This is a genomic window from Paenibacillus sinopodophylli, assembly GCF_005930355.1.
Taxonomy (GTDB): Bacteria; Bacillota; Bacilli; order Paenibacillales; family Paenibacillaceae; genus Pristimantibacillus; species Pristimantibacillus sinopodophylli.
In genome coordinates, this window is sequence record NZ_VDBO01000011.1 from 1 (window position 1) to 24158 (window position 24158).

General features: G+C 48.5%; 13 protein-coding genes, 12 tRNA genes and 1 pseudogene. 23 read left to right on the forward strand and 3 right to left on the reverse strand.

The window, feature by feature from the left end; all coding sequences use genetic code 11:
* Positions 1-198: 198 nt before the first annotated feature.
* From FGT79_RS24480 to FGT79_RS24545, 14 genes are all read left to right on the forward strand, one after another.
* Positions 199-274: transfer RNA gene (locus tag FGT79_RS24480), tRNA-Asn, on the forward strand.
* Between the two features lie 4 nt (positions 275-278).
* Positions 279-354: transfer RNA gene (locus FGT79_RS24485), tRNA-Thr, on the forward strand.
* A 39-nt stretch (positions 355-393) separates the two neighbouring features.
* Positions 394-468 (forward strand) — tRNA-Glu (locus FGT79_RS24490).
* A 31-nt stretch (positions 469-499) separates the two neighbouring features.
* Positions 500-575 (forward strand) — tRNA-Val (locus tag FGT79_RS24495).
* 9 nt (positions 576-584) lie between these two features.
* A tRNA-Gln gene (locus tag FGT79_RS24500) sits at positions 585-659 on the forward strand.
* A gap of 10 nt (positions 660-669) precedes the next feature.
* A tRNA-Lys gene (locus FGT79_RS24505) sits at positions 670-745 on the forward strand.
* A gap of 17 nt (positions 746-762) precedes the next feature.
* Positions 763-845 (forward strand) — tRNA-Leu (locus tag FGT79_RS24510).
* 98 nt (positions 846-943) lie between these two features.
* A tRNA-Leu gene (locus FGT79_RS24515) sits at positions 944-1026 on the forward strand.
* A 278-nt stretch (positions 1027-1304) separates the two neighbouring features.
* Positions 1305-3761, forward strand: a complete 2457-nt coding sequence (locus FGT79_RS24520) for a phosphodiester glycosidase family protein (RefSeq protein WP_171056419.1) — start codon at positions 1305-1307, stop codon at positions 3759-3761.
* A 240-nt stretch (positions 3762-4001) separates the two neighbouring features.
* Entirely contained in the window at positions 4002-4859 is an 858-nt protein-coding gene (locus FGT79_RS24525; protein WP_138755484.1) for an ABC transporter ATP-binding protein, read from the forward strand.
* A 1097-nt stretch (positions 4860-5956) separates the two neighbouring features.
* Positions 5957-6031, forward strand: a tRNA-Gly gene (locus FGT79_RS24530).
* 8 nt (positions 6032-6039) lie between these two features.
* Positions 6040-6116: transfer RNA gene (locus tag FGT79_RS24535), tRNA-Arg, on the forward strand.
* Between the two features lie 34 nt (positions 6117-6150).
* Positions 6151-6227: transfer RNA gene (locus FGT79_RS24540), tRNA-Pro, on the forward strand.
* A 12-nt stretch (positions 6228-6239) separates the two neighbouring features.
* Positions 6240-6310: transfer RNA gene (locus FGT79_RS24545), tRNA-Gly, on the forward strand.
* 111 nt (positions 6311-6421) lie between these two features.
* Here the strand turns inward: FGT79_RS24545 and FGT79_RS24550 are convergent.
* The 3 genes and pseudogenes from FGT79_RS24550 to FGT79_RS24565 all read right to left on the reverse strand — a co-directional run.
* Positions 6422-6643 (reverse strand): annotated as a pseudogene (locus tag FGT79_RS24550) (tyrosine-type recombinase/integrase); the annotation flags it as partial.
* Positions 6644-7083: 440 nt separating this feature from the next.
* The gene (locus FGT79_RS24560) at positions 7084-7278 is read right to left on the reverse strand and encodes a hypothetical protein (RefSeq protein ID WP_138755486.1); all 195 of its coding nucleotides are present in this window, start codon (positions 7276-7278) and stop codon (positions 7084-7086) included.
* The gene (locus FGT79_RS24565) at positions 7271-7507 is read right to left on the reverse strand and encodes a hypothetical protein (protein WP_138755487.1); all 237 of its coding nucleotides are present in this window, start codon (positions 7505-7507) and stop codon (positions 7271-7273) included. The genes FGT79_RS24560 and FGT79_RS24565 overlap by 8 nt, the downstream gene beginning before the upstream one ends.
* Before the next feature lie 91 nt (positions 7508-7598).
* Between FGT79_RS24565 and FGT79_RS24570 the strand changes: the two genes are divergently transcribed.
* The 9 genes from FGT79_RS24570 (at position 7599) to FGT79_RS24615 (ending at position 24141) form a co-directional block, all read left to right on the forward strand.
* Positions 7599-7871, forward strand: a complete 273-nt coding sequence (locus tag FGT79_RS24570) for a hypothetical protein (protein ID WP_138755488.1) — start codon at positions 7599-7601, stop codon at positions 7869-7871.
* A gap of 511 nt (positions 7872-8382) precedes the next feature.
* Entirely contained in the window at positions 8383-9033 is a 651-nt protein-coding gene (locus FGT79_RS24575) for a hypothetical protein (RefSeq protein ID WP_138755489.1), read from the forward strand.
* Positions 9034-10025: 992 nt separating this feature from the next.
* A complete protein-coding gene (locus tag FGT79_RS24585) occupies positions 10026-15311 on the forward strand; it encodes a choice-of-anchor I family protein (protein WP_171056420.1) in 5286 nt (1761 codons plus the stop codon).
* A 293-nt stretch (positions 15312-15604) separates the two neighbouring features.
* A complete protein-coding gene (gene ppc, locus FGT79_RS24590) occupies positions 15605-18409 on the forward strand; it encodes a phosphoenolpyruvate carboxylase (protein ID WP_138755491.1) in 2805 nt (934 codons plus the stop codon).
* A 302-nt stretch (positions 18410-18711) separates the two neighbouring features.
* On the forward strand, positions 18712-19860 hold the full coding sequence (locus FGT79_RS24595; protein ID WP_246096607.1) for a S1C family serine protease: 1149 nt from the start codon (positions 18712-18714) through the stop codon (positions 19858-19860).
* Positions 19861-20261: 401 nt separating this feature from the next.
* Entirely contained in the window at positions 20262-20828 is a 567-nt protein-coding gene (gene sigW, locus FGT79_RS24600) for an RNA polymerase sigma factor SigW (RefSeq protein WP_138755493.1), read from the forward strand.
* 303 nt (positions 20829-21131) lie between these two features.
* Complete coding sequence (locus FGT79_RS24605; RefSeq protein ID WP_138755494.1) at positions 21132-21767, forward strand: zf-HC2 domain-containing protein; 636 nt, start codon at positions 21132-21134, stop codon at positions 21765-21767.
* 141 nt (positions 21768-21908) lie between these two features.
* Positions 21909-22751 carry a diadenylate cyclase CdaA gene (gene cdaA, locus FGT79_RS24610; RefSeq protein ID WP_138755495.1) on the forward strand — a complete coding sequence of 281 codons (843 nt, stop codon included), beginning with the start codon at positions 21909-21911 and terminating at the stop codon, positions 22749-22751.
* Positions 22744-24141 (forward strand): CdaR family protein, encoded by a 1398-nt coding sequence (locus tag FGT79_RS24615; protein ID WP_138755496.1) that lies wholly within the window; start codon positions 22744-22746, stop codon positions 24139-24141. Before cdaA ends, FGT79_RS24615 begins: the two co-directional genes overlap by 8 nt.
* Positions 24142-24158 lie beyond the last annotated feature (17 nt).

Sequence of the window (24158 nt, forward strand, 5' to 3'; positions counted from 1 at the left end):
TAGCTGACGAATACTAATCGGTCGAGGGCTTATCCTAAACACGTTTACCGTGACCCATACATCCGGTAGACAGCAGCGTATAAGGTTCAGCAAACCTATTCTTTCGTATCCAGTTTTCAGGGCGCAATGCCTTGTTGTTCAACCGTGCCTCAATTGCAGTTGAAGCTCTTGGAGACATTCAACGCAATTTTGCAATGTTCCCTGATAGCTCAGTTGGTAGAGCACTCGACTGTTAATCGAGTTGTCACAGGTTCGAGTCCTGTTCGGGGAGCCATTATGCTCTCATAGCTCAGTAGGTAGAGTGCATCCATGGTAAGGATGAGGTCACCGGTTCGAATCCGGTTGAGAGCTCCAGAATACTTTCAACTGCAGGACAAGCTTTAATTTATGCATGGCCCGTTGGTCAAGTGGTTAAGACACCTCCCTTTCACGGAGGTAACAGGGGTTCGAGTCCCCTACGGGTCACCAATACCTTTTTCAAGAAGGCGCCTATACTCTTGGACGCTTAGCTCAGCTGGGAGAGCATCTGCCTTACAAGCAGAGGGTCGGCGGTTCGATCCCGTCAGCGTCCACCATATCGCTGCTGGGGATTAGCCAAGCGGTAAGGCAACGGACTTTGACTCCGTCATTCTCAGGTTCGATCCCTGAATCCCCAGCCACTTATACTATGAGTCATTAGCTCAGTTGGTAGAGCACCTGACTTTTAATCAGGGTGTCGTAGGTTCGAATCCTACATGACTCACCATTTTTTTTATACCACGCGCGCGTATGGCGGAATTGGCAGACGCACTAGACTTAGGATCTAGCGGGCGACCGTGGGGGTTCAAGTCCCTCTACGCGCACCATCTTTAACACCCTTCATAGGGAAACACTCTGTATGTCAACGGAGTAACGTAGGTGGAAGTCCTACCGAACATGGTTCAGCAAGAATATAATGAAATATGCGCGTATGGCGGAATTGGCAGACGCACTAGACTTAGGATCTAGCGGGCGACCGTGGGGGTTCAAGTCCCTCTACGCGCACCATACCATGAAAAAACCCTTGGCGTACAAGGGTTTTTTGCTATTTACATACTTGTTTACCCACGCATATTATTTTCTCCTTCGAACGTATACCAATCCAACAGAATCACTTAGATTAGCATCATTGCGTTGGTACAACGACAAGTGATGGCAATATTGATCCTAGACAATTGCTATTGAGGGCATCGTAAGACACAAGCTCTCTTCATTTTGAGCATAGAGCTGTCGATATAGTTCATTGGGACTATTTGGAATCTATGCAGATGGAGGAGATTGGAACGATGCAACAAAGAATGATGAACCATAAACTTAGGGCTTTTGCTGTTCTGCTTGTCATGATTATCGGGATTAGCTATATAGGAAGCCACGGTTTGCAGCATGCAGCGGCACTAGGAAACAGCAGCACCTTTGCTGCCGATTCAACGAGTACGGCAAAAAGCGGAGAAGCGGCGATAAAGAATGCTGCAAATGTTAAGGCGGAGCTGGAGTACTGGCGTTACGCTGCGGAAGGGGTATTGCATCCACCGATTGCTTTGCGTAATGGCAACCTACTTGCAGTAACTGCTAACGGGTGGTTGACCATTGTGGATGGGAAGGGCAAAGAAGTGAAGCGTCTGAATACCTATAGCACGCTGTCCGCCCCAGCTCTAAACGGGAAGAACGAGATTTTTATAGCGGGTACAGGCGCTCGGCTATTCAAATATGATGCGGCGGGCAATGGCGGGCAGGTCGGACTATTTTATTTCCAGAATAAAAAGGAACAGCTGCAGTCTTCCAAGGTGGTGACGGATGGGGAAGGAAGTCCGTACTTTTCTTATCAGCATGCAATTCTGTCGCTGAGCCGTACAGGTGAGAAGCAAACGGCGTTATTGCCTGACGGCGTTACGGTGAAGGAGCTCTCCGCAGGCAAGAGCGGGGTGTACGCCTTAGGCAGCAATGGCACATTATATGCGGTGCGCGGCAATGCAGTTGTATGGGAAGCGCCACTTGATCAGACGCTGCAAGGGGCTAAGCTGGTCGCGGACGATGTAAGCGGAGGCGTACTGCTGCTTGCGGGCAAGGCGGTTGCAGCGTATGAAGAGGACGGAAAAGTCCGCTTCACGCGCGAGCTTGCGGCGGCGCCCGCAGGCGGCTGGACCTCACCGGTGCGTATGCCCGGGGAGGCAGGGGCTGTCGTTGCCGCCGAGCTGAGCGGCAACGGCATTGCTGCGTTCCGCCTCGCAGATGGGGCGGAACTATGGCGCATTAGCGCCAGCGGGGCGGCCGGATTCGGCCCCGCGGCGCTGGCGCCGGACTTTGCCGCCGGCATCGTGCTGGCCGGCGGCCGTTCCGGCGCTGTGTACGCGATCGACGGCTCCGCCAAGTCGATCTTGTACACCTACGGCGGTCACGCCGTGGTTCCCGCGAGCGGCGTGGCGCCGATGGGTGCCGGACGCTTCGCGTATGCGTCCGGGAGCAAGCTCATCGCGGCGGGGCCAGTTAGGCCCGTCGCGATCACGTATGCAGCGGCTGCGTTAAACCTGCCGCTCGATACAAGGCTCCTGCTCACGGACAAGCTGAAGCTGTCCGATCCGGTCGCCCTAAGCTTCCGCTCCGATAACACAGCGGTCGTTCGCATCAATGACAAAAGCATGGTAACCCCGATTGCTGCGGGGAAAGCGAATATATATGTGGATGTGACGGCAAGCGGCTATAAAGGACAGCTGAAGCTGCCTGTACAGGTAACGGCTTCTGCGTCTAAGCTGAAGGTGAATCGTGAAGTGAAGCAGGTAACGGCTGGAGGCAAAAAATTCTCAGTCCAAACGGTGGTCATTCCGAAGGGAATGCCTGTGACGGCTGGACTGGCAAGCAGAAAAGTGGGCGTCGTGCAGTCGCTGCAATCCATCGCCCAGGCGTATCAAGCAGATGCTGCGATTAACGGGACCTATTTTGAAGCCTATGGTGGAATCCCTGAGCCTTACGGAACGGTAATCGCTGATGGCAACGTTGAGCATATTGGCAACACGGGAACGGCAATCGGATTTACTTGGGACGGAACCGTCGTCATGGACACATTGCGCGTGAAAATTGTGGGAGGTACGGACGGCTCGTTCACCTTCCCGAACAATTGGTATGCCTACTTCATCAACCGCACGCCATCGGCAGGTGCTTCCTCTGCGATCATGTTTACGCCAAAGCGGGGAGCAAAGGTTGGTTTTGCATTAGGCACGGCAATAACGGTTAGCAAAGGGAAAGTAACGAAGATTAGCAAGAAAGAGAACGTGAGCATTCCAGCAGATGGATTCGTACTCGTATATACAGGGTCAGAAGAGAAGCTGGCGGAGCGCTTCAAGATTGGAACGACGGTAGAATATAAGCTTGAAATGACCAATCTGTCTAAGGCGCCAATCGCATGGTCGCGTGTGCATACGGCTATTGGAGCTGGGCCAAGACTGGTGAAGGATGGCAAGCTTGCGGTCAGCCCTGCAGGAGAAGGATTCAGCAGCTCCAAAATCTTAACCGACTCCGCTGCGAGAAGCGGCATTCTAGTGAAAAAGGACGGAAATGTCATTATCGCAACCGTGCCTAATGCTACTATGAAGCAGTGGGGCCAAATTATGCTGCAGCTTGGGGCTGTGCAAGGAATGAATTTGGACGGCGGCGCTTCTTCGGGCATGTATGCGCAAGGCAAGCTGATTACGACGCCAGGCAGGCTGATAAGCAACGGTTTTGTTTTCGGCACGAAGCTAAAATGGTAATCGATCTATGTGGACCGTCCTCGTGCTGAGGGCGGTCTTGTTTTTGCTAAAAGGCATATATAGAGTCTGCTAAAGGTTCGTTGCGATACAGTTAAGCATTGACTTTTGGTATGAGAAACATTATCATTAAAACGTCAATGATAATCGTTATCAAATTTCGTTTGAATAAACGGAATCCACATATTTATACTTACATTTAGAAGATGTCTGCCGCGGCAGCAGAAGGAGCGTGCATGTCCAATGATTCGTCTAACGACTTCGGGTCTTGATATTGGTTATGATGATCGTCTAATCGTCAAAAATTTAAACATTGCCATACCACAAGGGAAAATTACGGCGCTGGTCGGAGCCAACGGCTCTGGCAAATCAACAATTTTGAAAACGATGGCCCGTATTATGAATCCATCCCAAGGCAGTGTGCTTTTGGACGGCAAGTCGATTCACAAGCAATCTACGAAGGAAGTAGCGAAGCAGTTGGCTATTTTGCCACAGAATCCAACCGCTCCAGACGGACTGACGGTAGCAGAACTTGTATCCTACGGACGTTTTCCTTATCAAAAGGGCTTTGGCTCTATGAGCAAGGAAGACCGCAGCATCGTGCAATGGGCGATTGAAGCGACGGGGATGACTGATTTCGCAGACCGACCTGTTGACCATCTATCTGGTGGACAGCGTCAGCGCGCTTGGATTGCGATGTCCTTGGCACAGGAGACGGATATTCTGTTTCTGGATGAGCCAACGACTTTCCTTGATATGGCGCATCAGCTCGAAGTTCTTCATTTGCTGCAAAAGCTAAACGCTACAAACAACCGTACAGTCGTAATGGTTGTGCATGATTTGAACCACGCGACACGTTATGCTCACCATATGATCGCGATCAAAACAGGTGTTGTAGTTGGCGAAGGCTCGCCAGCTGAAGTAATGACGCCCGACATAATGCGCGAAGTATTCAATATTGAAGCAGATATCGTTCCGGATCCGCGCACAGGCGTTCCACTTTGCTTGCCTTATGCGCTAGCTGGTCAACCGGCTGCCGATAAAGTAGCGATCCTTAGCCGCGGAGAACAAGAGAAGACGCTGACAGCAGCTGGAGCGTAGTCCGGTTTGTCCTAGTATCAATTAAGTGTGTAGGGGTTGCTTAGCTGTCGAGGTTAGTATGAATCTCGCGACTGTGACGAGTTTAACTGTTGAGTTGATTATTTGGATGAAATTATCGGTATTGTTTTTATAATTGTAAATGGCTGATTATTAATAAGCAGTAACGATATAAGACTGTTCTTGGGCACATTGTGCGATCGGGAGCAGTCTTTTTTGTGTATGTGTGTGAGCCACCCGCAGGTTCCTGGTTATGTCTTCTGTGATTAGTGGAGACCCCCGTTCCTAACTAGCGGAGAGGGTGCTATTAGCTATCCTGCACGTATGCAGGATAGAAGCCTTAAATCGAGGCGAGTGAGGAGCTACGTTGTACTCCGTACAACATAGAGGCCTGTTTTAGAGGGAATGGTCCTGTGACAGCCGATTCTAATGTGAAAGTGCAGGATAGCTCCGAATGTGCTGCTCAATCGAAGGAAGTTAATGCAGATGTGCAGGATAGCTAGGGAGCACGGAACCATCTCTACGAATATGCTGCTATATCCATGAAGGTAAGGTAATAGTAGTGGATCATCGAGGCGCACGGTAGCATCTCTCCGAGTACGTTGGCCCACCACGAAAGTAATGCAGAGTAGTGATAGCTATAGTTCAAGATGGGCTCCCCCCCTCCGCTGAGCCGCCAGAAATATTCAAATCCGTAATAATCAAATGATGAAGGAACGGCAGCATAGTCATGTATCGAATAGCGAAGTTGTAAGAGTTGTTGTATGATTAAGCCTTTAAGCTGTAAATGGTTTACGGCATTCATCAATTTATTGAAGAATGACAAAATGGTCGTATGCCGTATTATACAGTAGGGTTGTAGGAATAAATGTCATATTGGCTTCGAAGGAGCATATGTTTAATAAAAGAAATAAGCAGCGGTAGAGTCAGTTTTCCGCGCCATTACTGGCTTTTGGGGCTTCGATAAAATGCGAAACAGGAGTATACAAAAAAAGATTAAAACTTTTTTGTAAAAACAGTTGCATTTTGTTTTCAGGGGTGATATATTATTACTTGTCGCCGCGATGATAAACATCACGAACGGCTGACGAAACTAACATGCGGAAGTGGCTCAGCGGTAGAGCATCGCCTTGCCAAGGCGAGGGTCGCGGGTTCGATTCCCGTCTTCCGCTCCATAAATTGTGCGGCCTTAGCTCAGCTGGATAGAGCGTTTGACTACGAATCAAAAGGCCAGGAGTTCGAATCTCTTAGGCCGCGCCATTTTCCCAACATTAGACGCAATTCATTTACACTTCGGGACGTAGCTCAGCTTGGTAGAGCACCTGGTTTGGGACCAGGGGGTCGCATGTTCAAATCGTGTCGTCCCGACCATATTCATTTTTTGCGGGTGTAGTTCAATGGTAGAACTTTAGCCTTCCAAGCTAATAGCGTGGGTTCGATTCCCATCACCCGCTTAACCGATTTAAAACCTGAGAAGCCTTGCTGAGCAAGGCTTCTTTTGTTTTTATCAGCAATCACAAAACTGACTCCTGTACCTAATATGGTGCAGGAGATGGTGCAGAATTTCAATTAACTTTTTGCGGGTTAAGATATTCTAAGCGATCCGCAGCCTCCCTGCTGATTATTTCTGATTCGTGTGTGTAAATATCAGCCGTGGTTCCGATTTTTGTATGGCGGAGTCTCTCTTGTATTTGTTTGAGGTCTGAGCCGCTCTCACGCAGCAGCATTGCCGTTGTATGTCGAAGATCGTGCAAACGGATGTGTGGCAGCTCTCGCTTGCTTAAGAAACGCCGCCAAGTTAGTGAAGAGTGTAATGAGGAAGGCTTTTACTATTTAGTGGACTTTAAGGGTGAAATATGAGCAATCAGGATCTTCAAACTAATAAATTTGTTATTTTTTAAACTCCAGCGTTGGGGTTAATAGTAACAATGCACAATGCAAACCTGTTTTATAAGATTGGTACAAAAGTCGTTTGTCTGCCGATAAATAACATGAGGTAATTGGGATGATATACTATTCAACATCACGAGAGAGTGCAGATGCTGTTACTGGACCGCTGGTTACAGCTTTGCTCTTCATGTTGGCATTCGGAGTAGTGGGCGCGATCATTGCAAGGTATCTACCTAGGAGCTTTCAGAGGGCGGTTATAGGCGTTGCTTTAGTTGCGGGGTTATTTGCCTATATGAATTACAATTATTGATATCGGCGTGAAACAGAAGAAAACCGCTTAGCGAACTTTGAATTCGCAGGCGGTTTTTACGTAGTGCATGCTATTAATTGTTACTGTGTGTGCATCTTGCTTCTCGATTACGCCGCGGTAATTAATGATTTCCCCATCTTCCCAGGCAACGATTGGAATTTGATTGAATTGACCTGCAGCGAGATGGTCATCTGTGGTTAGGGCGAATCCGGATTTAAACATTCGTTTGTCTGCTCCTTTTTATAGCAGGATCGTTTAAATTATTAGCAACAGGGTTCTGTTCATTAGAATCAGGCGTTAGTTTATGGGAGATTTCTTGTAAAAGTGCTTCAATAGATTCGAGTTTACTTACGGCAAGATTAACCTTCCAATACCAGAGAAGCAACTCACGGAATATAAAGAATGCAACAACAGCCATTAAAATAATAATTATTATAGTAGTATCGTCCATACAATTACCTCCTTTGTACCTGATACTTTCGACACCAAAAGAGGGAATCCTTTCCTATTGTCGAAATGTGTTTATAAGGGGAGGTTGTATCATGAATTTAAACGATACTTTAAAGTGGTTAGGTTGGATACTAATAATTGGAGGATTTATTGGAGGTATATCTGCAGGCAATGACGCTAGTCAATTGCTTTATGAAGATACATTTAGTTGGCGTGTAGCCTTTAGTTGGATTTTCTCGGGTATCGTCTCTGGTTGTGTGTTACTTGCTATTAGCCGTATCCTTGAATTTCTTGAAGAGATCGCGGACAACACTCAATTAACTAAATCGAAAAAGCCTACAAGCACAGCAAACGAAATTGAGTAGGGCATTTAAAGAGCGTACAAGAAAGAGCTTTGGCGTAATTAGCTGGAGCTCTTATTTTGTACTAAATGAAATTAATGAATTTGTGTCTGCAGATAGGCATGCTGCTTCGTGTTGGCGGAATCTGGCGAATTTGCCGAGTCGCTCCGTGGGGATGCTGGTTGAAGGGGCTAACAGATGGATCAACAAACCGACTAATATGCCGTTTGGCATCAGCAGGCTGCGTCAGCTATGCATTATTCAGGCTGCACTGTGAAGCTAACAAACTGATTAACAATCATATTAAAATGCGTTTGTATCATGAATGGATGCGTCTGCATTGCATCTACATGATTCGAGTAACGACCAGGTAACAGCTGCAGCTCGTGCCCGGCAAGGCTACACGCAGTCATCGATACTCTTCAGGTAACAGGTGCTGTTGTTCACTGGATGTTCAATCTGTTGTTCAGGAGTGAGCCTATAAGGTCTGTAGAGCCATGTAATAGCGGATTTAAGTGGAGGATGCTTATTCAAATTGATGTTCAGTCTGTCCGTAGTATCGAGCACAGAAGGCACTACAAACGATGAGAGTCACAACGAGAGCAACGACGGGGAAAAACCAGAAGTAGATCAGAAGCCGAGGGTGAATGCTGAGAATGCAAATAAGATCATTCCACTCCTGAGTACAGTTTATGGAATTGTAAAGGACAAGGTAACCCATGGCGAAGAGCATAGACTGGCTAACGAGCTGCGCATCGTAAGAAGATATTATGGCCCCTATGGTAAAGCAGAAACAGATATTGATTATACTGATCATGGGGTTCCATGGTCTCATCCAAAAGTTCCTCACAGACATGATTTTGATTGGTCAAAGAAAAAGTCGCGTAGTATAGGGTATTCTGTATTAACAGATAAATTTCCTGACAAGGGGGTGACGGTCATTTATACGTATGTGAACTTAGTAGAAGATGTTGGGATTGGACATGAAGTAGTGTTTACTTATAATTCACTTAAGTATTCAATCACTCAAGGTAATGATGGTTGGTATTTTACAAGTGTTGTTGATAATGAAATTGGAGTATTTTATTTAACATCTGATGATCTATTGGATCAGGTAAGGATTGAGGGTGAAACCCTGCAACAAGTATTTGACTCAGTTAATGTATCAGACCTTTCAATTTATTAAATAAACAAAAGCCCTTAACCTTAATTGGTTAGGGGCTTAGTTATTAGCGGCAGCATGCCATGAATCAAGCGCGTGATACCCCGTATAATATGATCACATTCTGCTCACGGAATTGCATGTCAATCACATAAACCCAACATTCATGTGAAACAGCGTAAAGAAAAAATGGTGACTATTTTTCGATATTAAAGAGAGAAAGCTCCAGCCTCATATACTGGAGCTCCACCTATTATAATTGAGTACAGTTATGGGCATAATATGCGGTATCCATTTGGTGTCCAAGCCCCTCAAAAACAGTATCAATTTACCCTATCTTATAATAGAAGAGAAAATATACATCGACGTATTTTCAGGGCATATCGAATGTTGCAGGAGGGTGTCAGAGGGCTAGGGCAAGCCTTCCAAGCTAATAGCGTGGGTTCGATTCCCATCACCCGCTCCAACTAACTAAACTCCGAAAGCCTTGCGCAGCAAGGCTTTTTTTGTTGTCTTATTCGTCGTTATTTTTGCAAAAAGAAAAATTCCCGCCTCATATGGTGCGATCCTGGGGCAAACAAAAAAACTCCTCCTCCTCAGCCCCGAACCCAACAACGAACTGCTCGCTGTCGATACCCTTGAGCACATCCAGCATATACTTCAAGTATAGGGCGGATTATACTGCATATCCGACCTGTACACATCCCCCATACAGCTGTCTTCAAGGTCTGAATGGCCTGCGACCCACAGCAGGGTATTTAATAAATCTCATTCTTATCAGTGTCTTTCTATTAAGTGCCATACATATAAATGCCATCCTCATTGGTTGCCGTTCAATCTACCTGGCGGACAGCTTATTCGTTCGCATAAAAGTTTCCAATCCCGCCTATTTCATTTACGAAAGCTTAATCGAAGATTGATATTCACGTAATAATCGATCTTTACAATTAAGCTAACTTATTAGAAATGGGAGTGAGTCGCTTTTGAAGATGTATAGCAAAAGGTTGATATCTCTATTGTTGGCTGCAGAAATTACAGCAAGCATGGCTTTGGCAGGCGGGCCGCTAATGGCTGCAAGCCTACAGCCCATAGGGACGCCATACGCAGTAGACAATGCCTATGATATCAGTGTTCCGCATGTGGTCATTAATCAGGTGTATGGCGGGGGATTGGCCGTTGATTCAGGCGTGCTGTTATCCCATGGCTTCATTGAGCTTTATAATCCTACAAACAGCGATATCGATCTGTCGGGATGGTCTTTGCAATACGCGGATCGTGGTTCTAATGCTCAAACAGGTGCTACAAAGGCTTGGGAGAAGCTTGATCTGACGGGTACGATTAAAGCAAAGTCTTCCTACTTAATTACGGGAGCATCGACTGGAGCATCCAAGCCTAAGGTAGACTTATCGGAAATAGCTGACCAAACGTGGAACCGGTTTATTAATAACAAAGGGCTGAAGGTTGCGCTGATGAGCAATCAAATTTTGCTTACCGACGTGAATCCCTTCTTGAACAAGCCAGCAGGCTATGTGGATCTGGTTGGTACGGCGAGCAATGATAGCGGCAGTGACATCGATGGCTTCGAAACAGCCTATCCGACAGGCTCAGCAGAAGGTACAAGCAAGAAGAAAGCTATTCGCCGCACTAATTTCACAGATACGGACAACAATAAATATGACTTTACGCAAGTTGATTACGAAGCGCTTACTGGAGATGCTCTGCTTGCCGCATCGCCTCGGAGCAGCGCGGACGGTGCATGGGGACCTGGTGTCGTTCAGCCGTTAGTTATCAACACCAACGCTTTGGCTAATGGTTATGTAGATTCAGCCTACTCCTCCATAGTCCAAGCCTCCGGTGGTACCGCACCTTATGCTTTCAAGGCAGATGGTTTGCCAGCTGGGCTTGTCATGAGCACGAATGGCGAGATAAGCGGGACACCGACCTCAGCGGTATCGGAAGCTGCTGTAACGGTTACGGTGACCGACAGCACTTCGGGAACAGCGCTCAGCATCTCCAAGCCGTTTACGATCACGGTCAGCACGGAGATTATAGCTGCGAACCATGTGCTTATTAATGAGTTATATGGAGGCGGCGGCAAAATCAACAAAGACAACCCTCCGGTTGCAGCGCCGTACCTGTATGATTTTGTTGAGCTCTATAATCCGACAGCCGAGCCAATCTCGCTTGCCGACTATCATTTGAAGTACAGCAATAAAGGAGCGACCACAATTCAGGGCTTTGATTTTGACCAGGATGCCGTTATTATGCCAAATGATTATTATCTGGTACGCCTTGAAGCAACTTGGGGAAATACAAGCGACAAAAATTACGGAGAAGCTTTCGAAGCTGACGCTTATGCAAGCGCAAAGGAGCAATCCATCGGCATGTCCGATACGGATGGAACGGTTGAGCTTTATGAAGGGACTTATGCATCAGCGTCAGTCGTCGATTCAGTTGGCTTCGGTGCGGTAGCGACATCGCTGCATGAGGGAACACCAGCTAATAACGGCCAGTCGCTGCCTGCAGCGATTAAAGGTATTCGCCGCATAAGCTTCCAAGATTCCGATAATAACGCGGCAGACTTTGTAGTGGTTGATCCTTCTCCTACCAAATCGGGTAGCGTTGAAGGCGAGACTGAGGTTGTTGCAGGCTTCGTCAAGCTGATTGGTACGCTTCAAAATCTTAAAGCAGATACGAGTGTGGTTATAGAAGGATTGGTGACGACACCGCCAGTGAAGGCTGATCACAACCAAACGGCACAAGTTCGCTATGTACAATCGTATACAGGAGCAATCGCTGTAGAGGGTATGGATGCTTCGATTCCAGTTGGGGCAGAGGTACGCGTAACGGGTAATGCTGGCCTACAGGAGGGAGAGGTTCGGGTTAAAGGCGCACCTGTAATAACTAGGCTGAACAACAAGGTCTATAGCCTGACGGTGAAGGATACGTTCGATGGTTCGATGCTCGTAGTAGACAAGTATGCTTCTATAACACCTGAGATGTATGGCAGAAGAGTTTCATCGTCAGGTAAGGCAGAAGTAGTGGATGTAACAACGAATACGATTAAACTGGACAATGGGCTGCTGCTCTATGTCAACGGAGCATTTCCGAAGGTTGCCGTCGGTGATACGGTGCAAGCGACTGGTGTGATCGGCATTTTTGAAGGGGATATTCGTCTTGCCGTTGCTAACGCTAGCACGGATGTAGTCATCGAGCCGGCATCTGCTGCATTTCTTGACACACTGAATATTTCAAAAATTGGTGAATACGCCGTAGGTGTATCGAACAAAGACGGCGGCGTTGCCGAAATTGTCAAATTCAACAAGGACAACGGCATGTTCTATTTGGTGAACGGCTCCAGTAATCCGCCAACCTTGGACATTGTCAGCCTTGGAGAAGGGGATGGCGTATTAATTAAAGAGAAGTCGATTAACGTGAAACAACTTTCAGAGACGAATGGTTTTGCGTATGGCGATTTGACTAGCGTAGACATTAACACTGTGACGAAGCGTGTGGCAGTAACCGTACAGGAGGCAGATGCTCTTAAAGCGGGCAAAATACTTGTACTGAGCTACGATGGAAGCTTAGTGGCCTCCTACCAGACTGGCGTTCAGCCAGATATGGTCAAATCCACGCCGGACGGCAAATATATTCTTAGCGCCGATGAGGCAGAGCCCCGCCTAGGCACGACTGATCCGAAGGGCAGCGTGACCATCGTCAATACGGAAACGAATGAGGTGACGCAGGTTTATTTCGATGATCCATCGGTAATTGAGGATGGCGTCCACATTCGTGGGCAAGCTGACCCTAACGATGGCCGTATTAAAACAAGCGGAACCAAATCGGATGCGATATTTGATCTGGAGCCTGAGTATATTACGCTCTCTGAGGATAATAAGAAGGCGTATGTATCCTTGCAGGAAAATAATGCGATAGCGGTTATCGACATTGCAGCCAAAAAAGTAACTGCGGTGAAGTGGCTCGGCTTGAAGGATTATAATGAAGCGCGCAATGCGCTTGATCTGGTCAAGGATGGTAAGATCAAGCTTGAGAATGTACCATTCAAAGGCATGTATATGCCAGATGGCATTGCATCCCATACGATCAATGGGCAAACATACCTGTTCACGGCTAATGAGGGCGATGTAACCGAATGGCCCAATCGTACAAATGGAAGCACGATCGGCGTTATGAAGGGCAGCTTGGACCCGAATTCTGCTGCAGCGATTTTCCTTAACGGGAAAACCGAGTATGACGGCGTTGAAGTAGCCAGCGATATGGGCAACGACAGTATATATATGTATGGCGGACGCTCCTTCTCGATTTGGAATGCGGATTCGATGGATCAAGTCTATGATAGCGGCAGCGATTTCGAGGCTATAACGGCAAAACGTTTGCCGGCTTACTTTAATACGAGCAACAGCAAAACTGCGCTTGATGACCGGAGCGGGAAGAAAGGACCTGAGCCGGAGGATATCAAGACCGGAAAGGTTGGCAGCAAGGTGCTTGCATTCGTGGGTCTGGAGCGCATCGGTGGATTCATGACGTATGACGTATCTGATCCAGCGAACGCAAAGTTTGCGAATTACACGAATACTCGTGTTTTCAAGGACGGCCAAGGCAAGGACAATCTAGACACAGACACAGGACCTGAAGGCTTGGAATTTATTCCAGCCGATGTGAGCCCGACTGGCATGCCTTTGCTTCTGGTTGCGTATGAGGTAGGCGGCAAGGTAGGCGTGTATCAGTTGAATGTGTCGAAGGTAACCGTCGATCAAGCTGTGCTAGCTATGAAAGTAGGCGATGCGGCGGCGAAGCTGACTGCAACGGTAGTACCAGCCGAAGGCAGTACAGCAACGGTTGTATGGTCCTCATCAGATAAGAGTGTAGCGACAGTGGATACAGCCGGCAATGTGACAGCCGTAGCGCCAGGGACAGCTGTAATCACAGCAACAAGCGCAGATGGCTATGGCTTGGCAGAGACGAAGGTAACGGTTAGTGAGCGAACGGTGACTCCTATTCCGACCCCTTCTCCTAATCCAGGGACTACGATACCAACACCAACACCGACGCCAGGAAGTACGGGCACAACAATCGTGAATGGCGATACGGTGAAAGCAGTAACCGTCGTTGAAGCAGCGATAGACAGCAGTGGGAAATCGACAGCGACCGTGAAATCCGATCAAGTGGCTGCAGCGCTTGCTGAGCTTACTAAGGCCGCAGGCGGCAAGCCAGCAGTTGCTGAGTTCAAGGCAGTATCGGCTCAAACGCCACAATCGGCAACGATTCAATTCGAGAAGGATGCGATTGCACAGCTTGCTTCTAGCGGATTGCAGACACTGAGCATTAACACAGCGCTTGGCGTGGTCTCTTTTGACAAAAAAGCGATTGGTACATTGACGGCAGCAGCAGGCAAGGACGAGCTGACGGTTACGGTGAAGCAAGCAGATGTTGAGAAGCTTACCGAGTCAGCCAAGGCTGCAATTGGCAGTCACCCGGTTTATGAATTCGATGTGCTTGCAGGCAGTAAGTCCGTGACGGATCTACTAGGCGGCAAAGCGCGGGTAAGCGTTCCTTATACGCTAAAAGCTAACGAAGACAGCCAAGCGATTGTCATCTATTATGTAGGCAGTGACGGGCAGCCTATCGTAGTGCCAAATAGCGTGTATGATGCGTTGACGGGCCAGCTGTATTTCACCGTTAACCATTTCTCGACGTACGCAATTGGTTACCGACTCACAAGCTTTAGCGATACGGCAGCAAGCTTCGCGAAAGATTCGATTGTATACCTGTCCTCAAGAGGCATGATTGGAGGCTTGGGTAATGGTACATTCGCTCCGAAAGCAAATATGACAAGAGCGGATTTCACGCTGATTCTTGCTCGTATTGCGGGTGCTCAGCTGAATAACGATACGGCATCAAGCTTCACGGATGTGAAAGCTTCCGATTACTACGCGGGTGCTGTGGCATGGGCTTCCGATCATGGGATCGTCGGAGGCGTGGGCGACGGGAAGTTTGAGCCTAAGGCGAACATAAGCCGTGAGCAATTAGTAACGATGATCGCCAGGTTCACTGAGGTAATGTCCTTCCAATTACCGGCTAATACGAATCCGCAAGTGTTTGCAGATGAGTCCTCGATCAGCGGTTTCGCGAAGGAGGCAGCTGCAGCAGCACAAGCGGCAGGCATCATTAATGGAAAATCATCCTCGGCAGACGGAGGTAGTAAGTTCGCTCCTAAAGATGCCGCTACCCGCGAGGAAACGGCAAAAATGCTCGCAAAACTAATTCAATTAATGGCATAAAAGAGCCTCATCCGAACCTGCGCCGTCTTTCTCAGAAAGGCGGCGCGGTTTTTATTATGCCGATTGTGGGTAAGCGACTGGCTGGAGATGAGCAAATGGCCCGCAGTTATGAGGCTGCGCTGTTTTGGAGCGGATTAAGTGGAGGGCTTCAACCCTGTAGGTTTTTGTAGTATGATGGTAGAAGTCAAAAAACGTTCATGTTGTACTGCAAGCTTTCGAAGCGATTTCTGCTTCGCAATACAAGTAAATGCTTACGGAGCGATCTTGCTTCGCAAAAATTTAGGAGGAACAGTATGTCGGATCAATCTGCATCTACTTTGACGACAAATCGGCAGCAGGCTAACAATTTGCTGCGACGCGATGTCCGGTTTCTAGGCAACATTCTTGGAGAAGTTCTCGTTCATCAAGGCGGCAGGGAGCTGCTTGATATCGTTGAACGTATTCGTGAGCAAAGCAAAGCGCTTCGGGCTGAATTTGTACCGGAGATTTTCGATCAATTTAAAGAAAACGTATCTTCCCTCAGTCCGGAAATACGTCATCAAGTCATTAGGGCGTTTGCTATTTATTTTCAGCTTGTCAACATTGCTGAGCAAAACCACCGGATTAGACGGAAACGTGATTATGAGGTTTCTGCTGGTGAGACGGTTCAACGAGGCTCCATTGAGAGCGCTGTTCAGGATTTGAAGGAACGCGGCATTGCGATTGAAGACGTTCAAGATATTCTGAGCAATATTTCGCTTGAGCTTGTTATGACTGCGCATCCAACCGAGGCGACCCGCCGTGCGGTGCTTGATATTCATAAACGGATTGCTGTTGACGTTATGGAGCTGGATAACCCAACATTAACTTACCGCGAGCGCGAGAAGCTGCGTGAGAAGCTGATGAACGAGGTTCTCATTCTATGGCAGACCGACGAGCTGCGCGATCGCAAGCCAACGGTTATTGATGAGGTTCGCAACGGCTTGTACTATTTCGACGAAACCTTGTTCGAGGTGCTTCCTAACGTTTATGAGGAGCTTGAGCGCTGCCTAAGCAAATACTATCCGAACGAGAACTGGCATGTGCCGGACTATCTGCGTTTCGGATCATGGATCGGCGGAGACCGTGACGGCAATCCGTCCGTAACAGCGAAGGTGACTTGGGAAACGTTGTCACTGCATCGTCAGCTTGCTATCCGCAAGTATGAAGAGAAGATTAATGAGCTGATGGATCTACTGAGCTTCAGCACAAACCTTGTGGAAGTGTCTGAGGAACTTGTGGAGTCGATTCGTTCGGATCGTGAGCATGTAGAGCTGAAATGTGTGGATCTCTGGAGAAACACGAAGGAGCCTTACCGCATCAAGCTGGGCTTCATGCTGGAGAAGCTTGCTAATACGCGTGGTGAATCTCTCAAGGGCTCTCCTATGCGCTATAACCACCCGGATGAGCTTCGTGCGGATCTGCTTGTCATCGACCGCAGCCTGCGTCATCACTTTGCGGACTACGTAGCGGATACGGCACTTGCTAAGCTCATTCGCCAAGTGGAGCTGTTTGGCTTCCATCTGATGGCGCTTGATGTTCGTCAGCACAGCCAAGAGCACGAGAATGCGATGTCCGAGATTTTGGCGAAGATGAACATAGTCGCTGATTACGCTTCACTCTCTGAAGAAGAGAAAACGGATCTGCTTCACCGTCTTCTGAATGATCCGCGCCCATTAACGTCGGGTCATCTGGATTACACAGAGTCGACGCGTGAATGCTTGAACGTCTACCATACGATTTACCGTGCACAGCAGGAATTCGGTGTTAACTGTATTTCCAGCTATCTGATCAGCATGACACAGGCGGCGAGCGATATGCTTGAGGTTATGGTATTCGCGAAGGAAGTCGGCTTGTTCCGCAAAGAAGCAGACGGCTCCATTCGTTGTACACTGCAATCGGTTCCGTTATTCGAGACGATTGATGATCTTCATGCGGCACCTGCTATTATGAAAGAATTGTTTGAGCTACCTGTATACCGTCAAGCGGTTGCTGCACGCGGCAATCTGCATGAAATTATGCTGGGTTACTCGGACAGCAATAAAGACGGCGGAGTGGTTACAGCGAACTGGGAGCTCCGCGTAGCACTGAAAGAAATTACGGCTGCCGGCAAAGAGTACGACGTGAAGCTGAAGTTCTTCCACGGTCGTGGAGGCGCGCTTGGCCGCGGAGGCATGCCGCTTAACCGCAGTATACTTGCACAGCCGCCGCATACGATTGGCGGAGGCATCAAGATTACGGAGCAAGGCGAGGTGCTCTCGTCCCGTTATTCGATGCAGGGCATTGCTTACCGCAGTTTGGAGCAAGCAACTTGGGCTCTAATTACCGCTGCTCGTCTGGCGAAATACCCAGAGCAAGCACCGCAAGCAGAAGCAGAGTGGGATGATATCGCACGTTCGATCTCGGATACGGCGCTTGAGAAGTATCAGGATCTGATCTTCCGTGATCCGGATTTCTTGACTTACTTCAAGGAATCCACACCGCTCCCTGAAGTTGGCGAGCTCAATATCGGCTCCCGTCCATCTAAGCGTAAGAACAGTGACCGTTTTGAAGACCTGCGTGCAATTCCATGGGTGTTCGCATGGACGCAAAGCCGTTACTTGCTGCCCGCTTGGTATGCTGCAGGTACGGCGCTCAAGCAGTATGCAGGTGAAGATGAGACGAAGCTGAATACGCTTCGTACGATGTATGAGAAGTTCCCGTTCTTCCGCTCGCTAATTGACAATTTGCAGATGGCTCTAGCCAAGGCTGATTTAGTCATTGCGAAGGAATATGCGGATATGATCAAGGACAAAACGATCCGTGATCGTATTTTCGAACAAATCGAACAAGAGTATAAGCTGACTTCTGAGCTGATTCTAAGCATCACAGGCCAAACGGAAATTTTGGATAATGTACCTGTTATTCAAGAATCGATCCGCTTGCGTAATCCGTATGTCGATCCACTTAGCTACATGCAAGTGCAGCTTCTAACCGAGCTTCGTGCGCTTCGTGATAATGAAGAGGATGATCCGACCTTGCTCCGCGAGGTGCTTCTGACGATCAACGGCATTGCGGCAGGCCTTCGGAATACAGGCTAATTCGTTTTTAATGCACGCAAATGCATCGTATAAATAAGTAAAGAAGCCGGCCATGGCGTAACTGTGGTCGGCTTTTTTGTGCGCATATGGCATGCTGATTCGTGAGCGGAATGGATGCAGCTGGCCATGCAGGTTAGAAGGTAATTTGAAGTGGAAGACCTATATGGAACCTTAAATGAAGCTGAAGGTGAGCCGTTTATTTTCTTATGCTTATTTAAAATCCCCTTAAGTTTTGTTTAAGGTACATCCTGCATGATAGATACATAGGAAGCAGACACCTACATGAAGGAAGGATGATTAATATGAACGAAGAAAACAAACGGAATGAATCGTCGAACTCCACTTATTCGGAACCACATACATCGAACAACTCAAGCGAAGCACCTGCGACTACTTATATCTATGAATCTACTAAAACGAGCCAAGAGCTCAGAGCTTCGTATGAAAAGGAACTGAATTTGCAGAGGAACGATGCTCGGTTAGCAAGTGAAGGCGAGAAGCAGGCGAGGCGTGAAGGCGGCCGTCCTGTGAGAACGATGCTTGCATCATTCTTGATTGGAGCGCTTGTGATCGGCGGATTCTCCTACATGGCAGACAAAAACAATCTGTTCAGCGGGAATACACAGGTGGTGAGCAATAGCGGCTCAAGCGTAGTCAGTCAGTCGTCCCAGCAGGATGCGGGCCTGTCAACGGCATCATTAAGCACAAGCGATGATATCGCCTCTGTCTATGCGGCAGCGAGCCCAGCAGTTGTGAAAATCGAAAACTACGCGCAGCCTGAGCAATCCACTTCGATGTTCGATGATCCGAGCTTCAGACAGTTTTTCGGCGGGGGACCAACCAGTAGGAATGGTCAGCAGCAGGAGCAACAGCAACAAGAGCAGCAACAGAGCAGTGCAGAGCTCCAACTGATGGGCTCTGGTACAGGATTTTTCTTTGACTCAAATGGTTATATCTTGACCAATGAGCACGTGATTGCGGATGCTACTGAGGTAAAGGTTACCGTTCAAGGCTATGATGAGCCGCTTACTGCGAAAGTACTCGGTTCCAGCTATGATCTGGATTTGGCCGTATTGAAGGTAGAGAGTCCTGACGGTCAAGCATTCCCGTCACTTGAGCTGGGAAGCTCCGACGCTACTCAAATCGGAGACTGGGTAATTGCAATCGGCAACCCGTATGGCTTCGACCAAACCTTGACGATGGGTGTGCTGAGCGCGAAAGAGCGCCCAATCACGATTGCCGACGAGCAAGGCGACCATCAATACGAGCATTTGCTGCAGACAGACGCTTCAATTAACCCTGGCAACTCCGGTGGTCCGCTTCTTAATGAAAAGGGACAGGTAATCGGTATTAATACGGCAGTGAATTCAGAGGCGCAGGGTATCGGCTTCGCGATCCCGACATCGACGATTACGAAGGTACTGGATCAATTGAAAACCAATACGCTGTAAGGAGCAGCAGATGCACAAACTGCACGGAGCCTGAGAGAAATATGACTCTCAGGCTTTTATTTAGTCTGCATGAGCTTGGTAGCTGGCCGGAGGTCATGCGATAAACTAGCCTTAGGTCGATTGCTGACTTCGCACCAAACCGATATAATGGGCTGAATAACGATTATATTTTTGTATAATCCTTCGCGACAGGATTTCATTCGCTTCTTTTTCAATGGTCTTGCTTTTTCGGTTCAGGTGAATTACGATTTTTCTAGAGCGGCAAAGGCTGGAAATTGCTTTATCGGCCGCAGCTAACCTGATTCAGCAAGTACAGATAGACGCAATCCTCAGCGATTACATACAGTTTGTTTTGGTTCTTGGCGATCTGCCGAACGAACGGAAGGTTTGGAGGAGTTAAGGTGAACGTATTGGAAGCACGCCTGGCGAAGCTAGCGCTCAAAGGCGATCAGCAAGCATTTGCTGAGCTTGTAGACCTCTATCAAGATAAGCTCTTTCATATGGCATGTCGAATGTTAAACAGCAGGCAGGAAGCGGAGGATGTCGTTCAGGACACGTTCCTTCGCGTTTATAAAAACTTGGATCGGTATGACGATACGTTAAAGTTCTCGACTTGGATATACAGGATTGCGACGAATCTCTGTATTGATCGGCTGCGTAAGCGGAAACCTACCTATTCACTGGATGCGGAATCGAGTGACCATGAAGGATTGGATGGTTACTCGATGATTCCGAGCGACAACCGTACACCTGAATCGGAGCTGCTGCTATCTGATACGCAGCGCATCATTCATGCGGCTATCGCATCGTTGCCTCCGAAATATAAGAGCGTGATGACGCTTCGTTATATGCAGGATCTTTCCTTGCAGGAAATAGGCGACGTGCTGGACATGCCCGTGACGACGATTAAGACCCGCGTCCATCGGGGCAGGGAGTTTCTTAGAAAGAAGCTGGAGCATAAGCTATAGCTGGAGCGATTGAGTCCAGGCGTCAAAAGGGAAGCCGTGTCTTAGACACAGGCTTCTTTCGAGGGGGGTAAGGGGCGGATTCTCGAAATATAGGAAAGAATATGATTTCGCCATCCTTTCTCTATATTTCTCGGAATGAAACGTACCGCGCCGCCAGAGGACGGCGAAAGCTGTTTCACCTTGATTATGCCCCATACTGGCCCTATTTCAAAAAAAAGTGAAACATCCCTCTCGCTGTCTACGTATCCTAATAGCGAGATAAGAACTTCATGCGCGAGCATCTGAAAGAAAGGACTGGCTGCTATGAATTGCAACGTCGCCATCGTATGGATGCACGACTATTTGGACGGCGAGCTGCCGCGTGAAGATATCGTTACGTTAAAATCTCATTTGCTTTCCTGTCCGGCTTGTCGCAGTCGGTTTGATCAGCTCCAGAAGACGGACGCCGCGGCGTTCCAGACTTTAGAAGCGCTTAAGCCTGCCGCGGAGTTTGACAAGAAGGCATCAGAGCAGTTAACGCAGCGAATTATGCAGCAGTTGCCGAAGAAACAGAAGCAGCGAAACCGCGTGGTACGGTTTATCTACAAGTACCCGGGCGTTACGGCTGCCGCTGTGTTTGCACTCGTCATGCTGGGCAGCTTCTTCACGATGTGGGAAGAAGACAATAAGCTCATTGTAGCTGGCGAGGATCTTCAGCAGGTCATTATAGAAGGCAATACAGTCATCGTGCCGGAAGGTGCTCATCTAACGGGCAATCTGACGGTCGAGAATGGAACAGCTGAAGTGAAAGGCGAAGTGGATGGCAACGTTACTGTCATTGATGGATCGCTCAATCTTGCTTCTACCGGCCATATCGCGGGGCAAAGCAAGCAGATCGACCAAGCGCTTGATTGGTTCTGGTACAAGGTGACACAAACCTTTGGCGGAAACCCGCGTTAATGCCGGCTGCCTCCCTATTGCAGGGGGGCGTTTTTTATTTTTTTTTGAAAAAAAGGATTTCCAATCCCATATCTAGAAAATAATAAAGTTGAAAACCGATATTAGACAAGAATAAGGGGATCGGCTGTTGGGGGTTGGCATATGAGTTATTTCTCGGATTTGACGTGGCATGATTGGTTCAAGGACGTCATCGATGTGGGTATAGTCAGTTATATTATTTATCAAATGATTTTGCTTGTGCGCGGAACGCGCGCCGTTCAGCTATTGAAAGGCATATTCATACTCGTTGCAGTATGGGCGCTGAGTACATGGTTCAATTTGTATACGCTGAAATGGCTGATGAATCAAATGTTCACATTTGGTATCGTCAGTGTGCTTATTATTTTTCAGCCGGAGCTGCGGCGTGTGCTGGAGCAGCTTGGACGAGGCAAGCTGTTCTCACGCGGATACTCGCTGGACAGGGATGTCGTTAATGAACAAATTGACGGCGTCATTAAGGCTATCCGGTTCATGGCAGAGCGGAAAATCGGAGCGCTGATCGTGTTCGAGCGGACGACGGGACTAAGCGAGCTGATTGAGTCGGGTATTCGGATGGAGTCGAAGATTACGTCTGAGCTGCTGATTAATATTTTTACGCCTAATACGCCGCTCCATGACGGTGCGGTTATTATACGCGCGAATCAAATTATGGCCGCAGGCTGCTACCTGCCGCTGTCGGAAAATCCGTTCATCAGCAAGGAGCTTGGCACTCGTCATCGCGCCGCCATTGGCGTAAGCGAGGTAACGGACGCTGTGTCTGTAACTGTGTCAGAGGAGACGGGACAAGTATCGCTGTCGCTCGGCGGTATGATCGTGCGCGACATTAACGAGGAATCGCTTATTTCGAAGCTGTTCGATGAGCTGACGCCGAAGACGAACGGACGTGCGAAGGAGCGCGTGAGCGTGTCGTCGCTTTGGAAGCGGAAAGGAGGCCGTGATGGATAAATGGCTAAGTCACCCGACCGCTCTCAAAATCATTTCAGTCATTGTTGGATTGCTGCTATGGGCTGTCGTACATATTGATCCAGATACGTCGCCTCAGACGGTTACTTCCAACGTGGACACTAAAACAATTGAAGCCTCTGTTATCAAAGCCGAAGGGCTGGACACGGATAAATATGTACTTACGGCGATGGAGCCCACTGTCGTAAGGCTTGACGTGCAAGGTCGGCTTAGCAATCTGCTGAAAGCCTCATCTGATGCTGATTATGTGGTGAGTGTGGATTTGAAGGATGCCAAACCAGGCATACAGGAGCTTCCGCTGGTCGCGAGCCTGCCTAAGGGCATTACGCTAGTTGAGATGTCGCCACGAACGGTGACCGTGCAGATTGAAGAGATTCTCACGAAGCCGTTCGAATTGAAAGTCGTCGCGACAGGCAAGCCGGCTACTGGCTACGTCGTTGGAGCATCGACGATTGTCGCACCGACAACAGACATTCAGGTTACCCTTCCTAAGGATGATATGAGCAGGGTAGGCGTTGTGGAGACGGAAATAAGTATCGATGGGGCAGACAAAACGGCTGTAAACAAAAAAGCGAAGATTGTCGTTTATGATACGGATGGCATAGAAATGACTAACGCGGTTATTTCGCCGGAGACGGCTCATGTTGAGGTGAAGGTTACGCCGCCATTCAAATCCTTGCCACTTCAGGTGCGTTACACAGGCACTCTGCCGGAGGGCTTAAGTCTGGTGTCTGTTAAGCCGGCCATTGATCAGGTGACCGTATACGGGGAGCAGAAGCGCTTAGATGAGCTTCAGGTGTATGATGGGGTCGTGCTCGATCTCTCGAAGGTGAAGCAGACTGGATCTGTGCAGGTGAAGACGGAAGTGATCGATGGCATCAAATCGATAGATCCGGCCGAGGTTACGCTTGAGGTTGTAGTAGCGCCAATTATTACGCGAACCTTTGCAGCGCTTCCGATTACGCTCGAAGGTGTCCCAAGCGGAATGTCAGCGGTCTTCCGCACGCCTGCTGGTGGAAAGTTCGATCTAACCGTTAGCGGAGCGGGATCGGTGTTGAACGCGCTTCAGCCTGATGCACTTGCTGTTATCGCGAACGTAGAAGGACTGAACCCAGGTATTCATTCCGTCACGCTTCAGATCGACGTACCTGCGTATGTGCAGACGGTGCTTGGCAGCGGGCAGACGCTAACGGTATCGATCGAGATTATTGAGGATGCCGCTACCGGCACAGGCGAAGACGATGCGGAGGAAGTAGGAGGCACTCCGACAGAGGAGCCTCCAACCCCTACGCCGACATCGTCGCCAGATACGGGCGAAGAGAGTAATAATGGGAGCGGGAACGCTTCCAGCGGCCCAACTATGAATCCATAATCAACTAAGAAGCATAA

Excerpts from the sequence above, each read along its gene's own strand:
- FGT79_RS24520 (WP_171056419.1), top strand. The coding sequence starts at position 1,305 with ATGCAACAAAGAATGATGAACCATAAACTTAGGGCTTTTGCTGTTCTG.
- FGT79_RS24525 (WP_138755484.1), top strand. The coding sequence starts at position 4,002 with ATGATTCGTCTAACGACTTCGGGTCTTGATATTGGTTATGATGATCGT.
- FGT79_RS24560 (WP_138755486.1), bottom strand. The coding sequence starts at position 7,278 with ATGTTTAAATCCGGATTCGCCCTAACCACAGATGACCATCTCGCTGCA.
- FGT79_RS24565 (WP_138755487.1), bottom strand. The coding sequence starts at position 7,507 with ATGGACGATACTACTATAATAATTATTATTTTAATGGCTGTTGTTGCA.
- FGT79_RS24570 (WP_138755488.1), top strand. The coding sequence starts at position 7,599 with ATGAATTTAAACGATACTTTAAAGTGGTTAGGTTGGATACTAATAATT.
- ppc (WP_138755491.1), top strand. The coding sequence starts at position 15,605 with ATGTCGGATCAATCTGCATCTACTTTGACGACAAATCGGCAGCAGGCT.
- FGT79_RS24595 (WP_246096607.1), top strand. The coding sequence starts at position 18,712 with ATGAACGAAGAAAACAAACGGAATGAATCGTCGAACTCCACTTATTCG.
- FGT79_RS24605 (WP_138755494.1), top strand. The coding sequence starts at position 21,132 with ATGAATTGCAACGTCGCCATCGTATGGATGCACGACTATTTGGACGGC.
- cdaA (WP_138755495.1), top strand. The coding sequence starts at position 21,909 with ATGAGTTATTTCTCGGATTTGACGTGGCATGATTGGTTCAAGGACGTC.
- FGT79_RS24615 (WP_138755496.1), top strand. The coding sequence starts at position 22,744 with ATGGATAAATGGCTAAGTCACCCGACCGCTCTCAAAATCATTTCAGTC.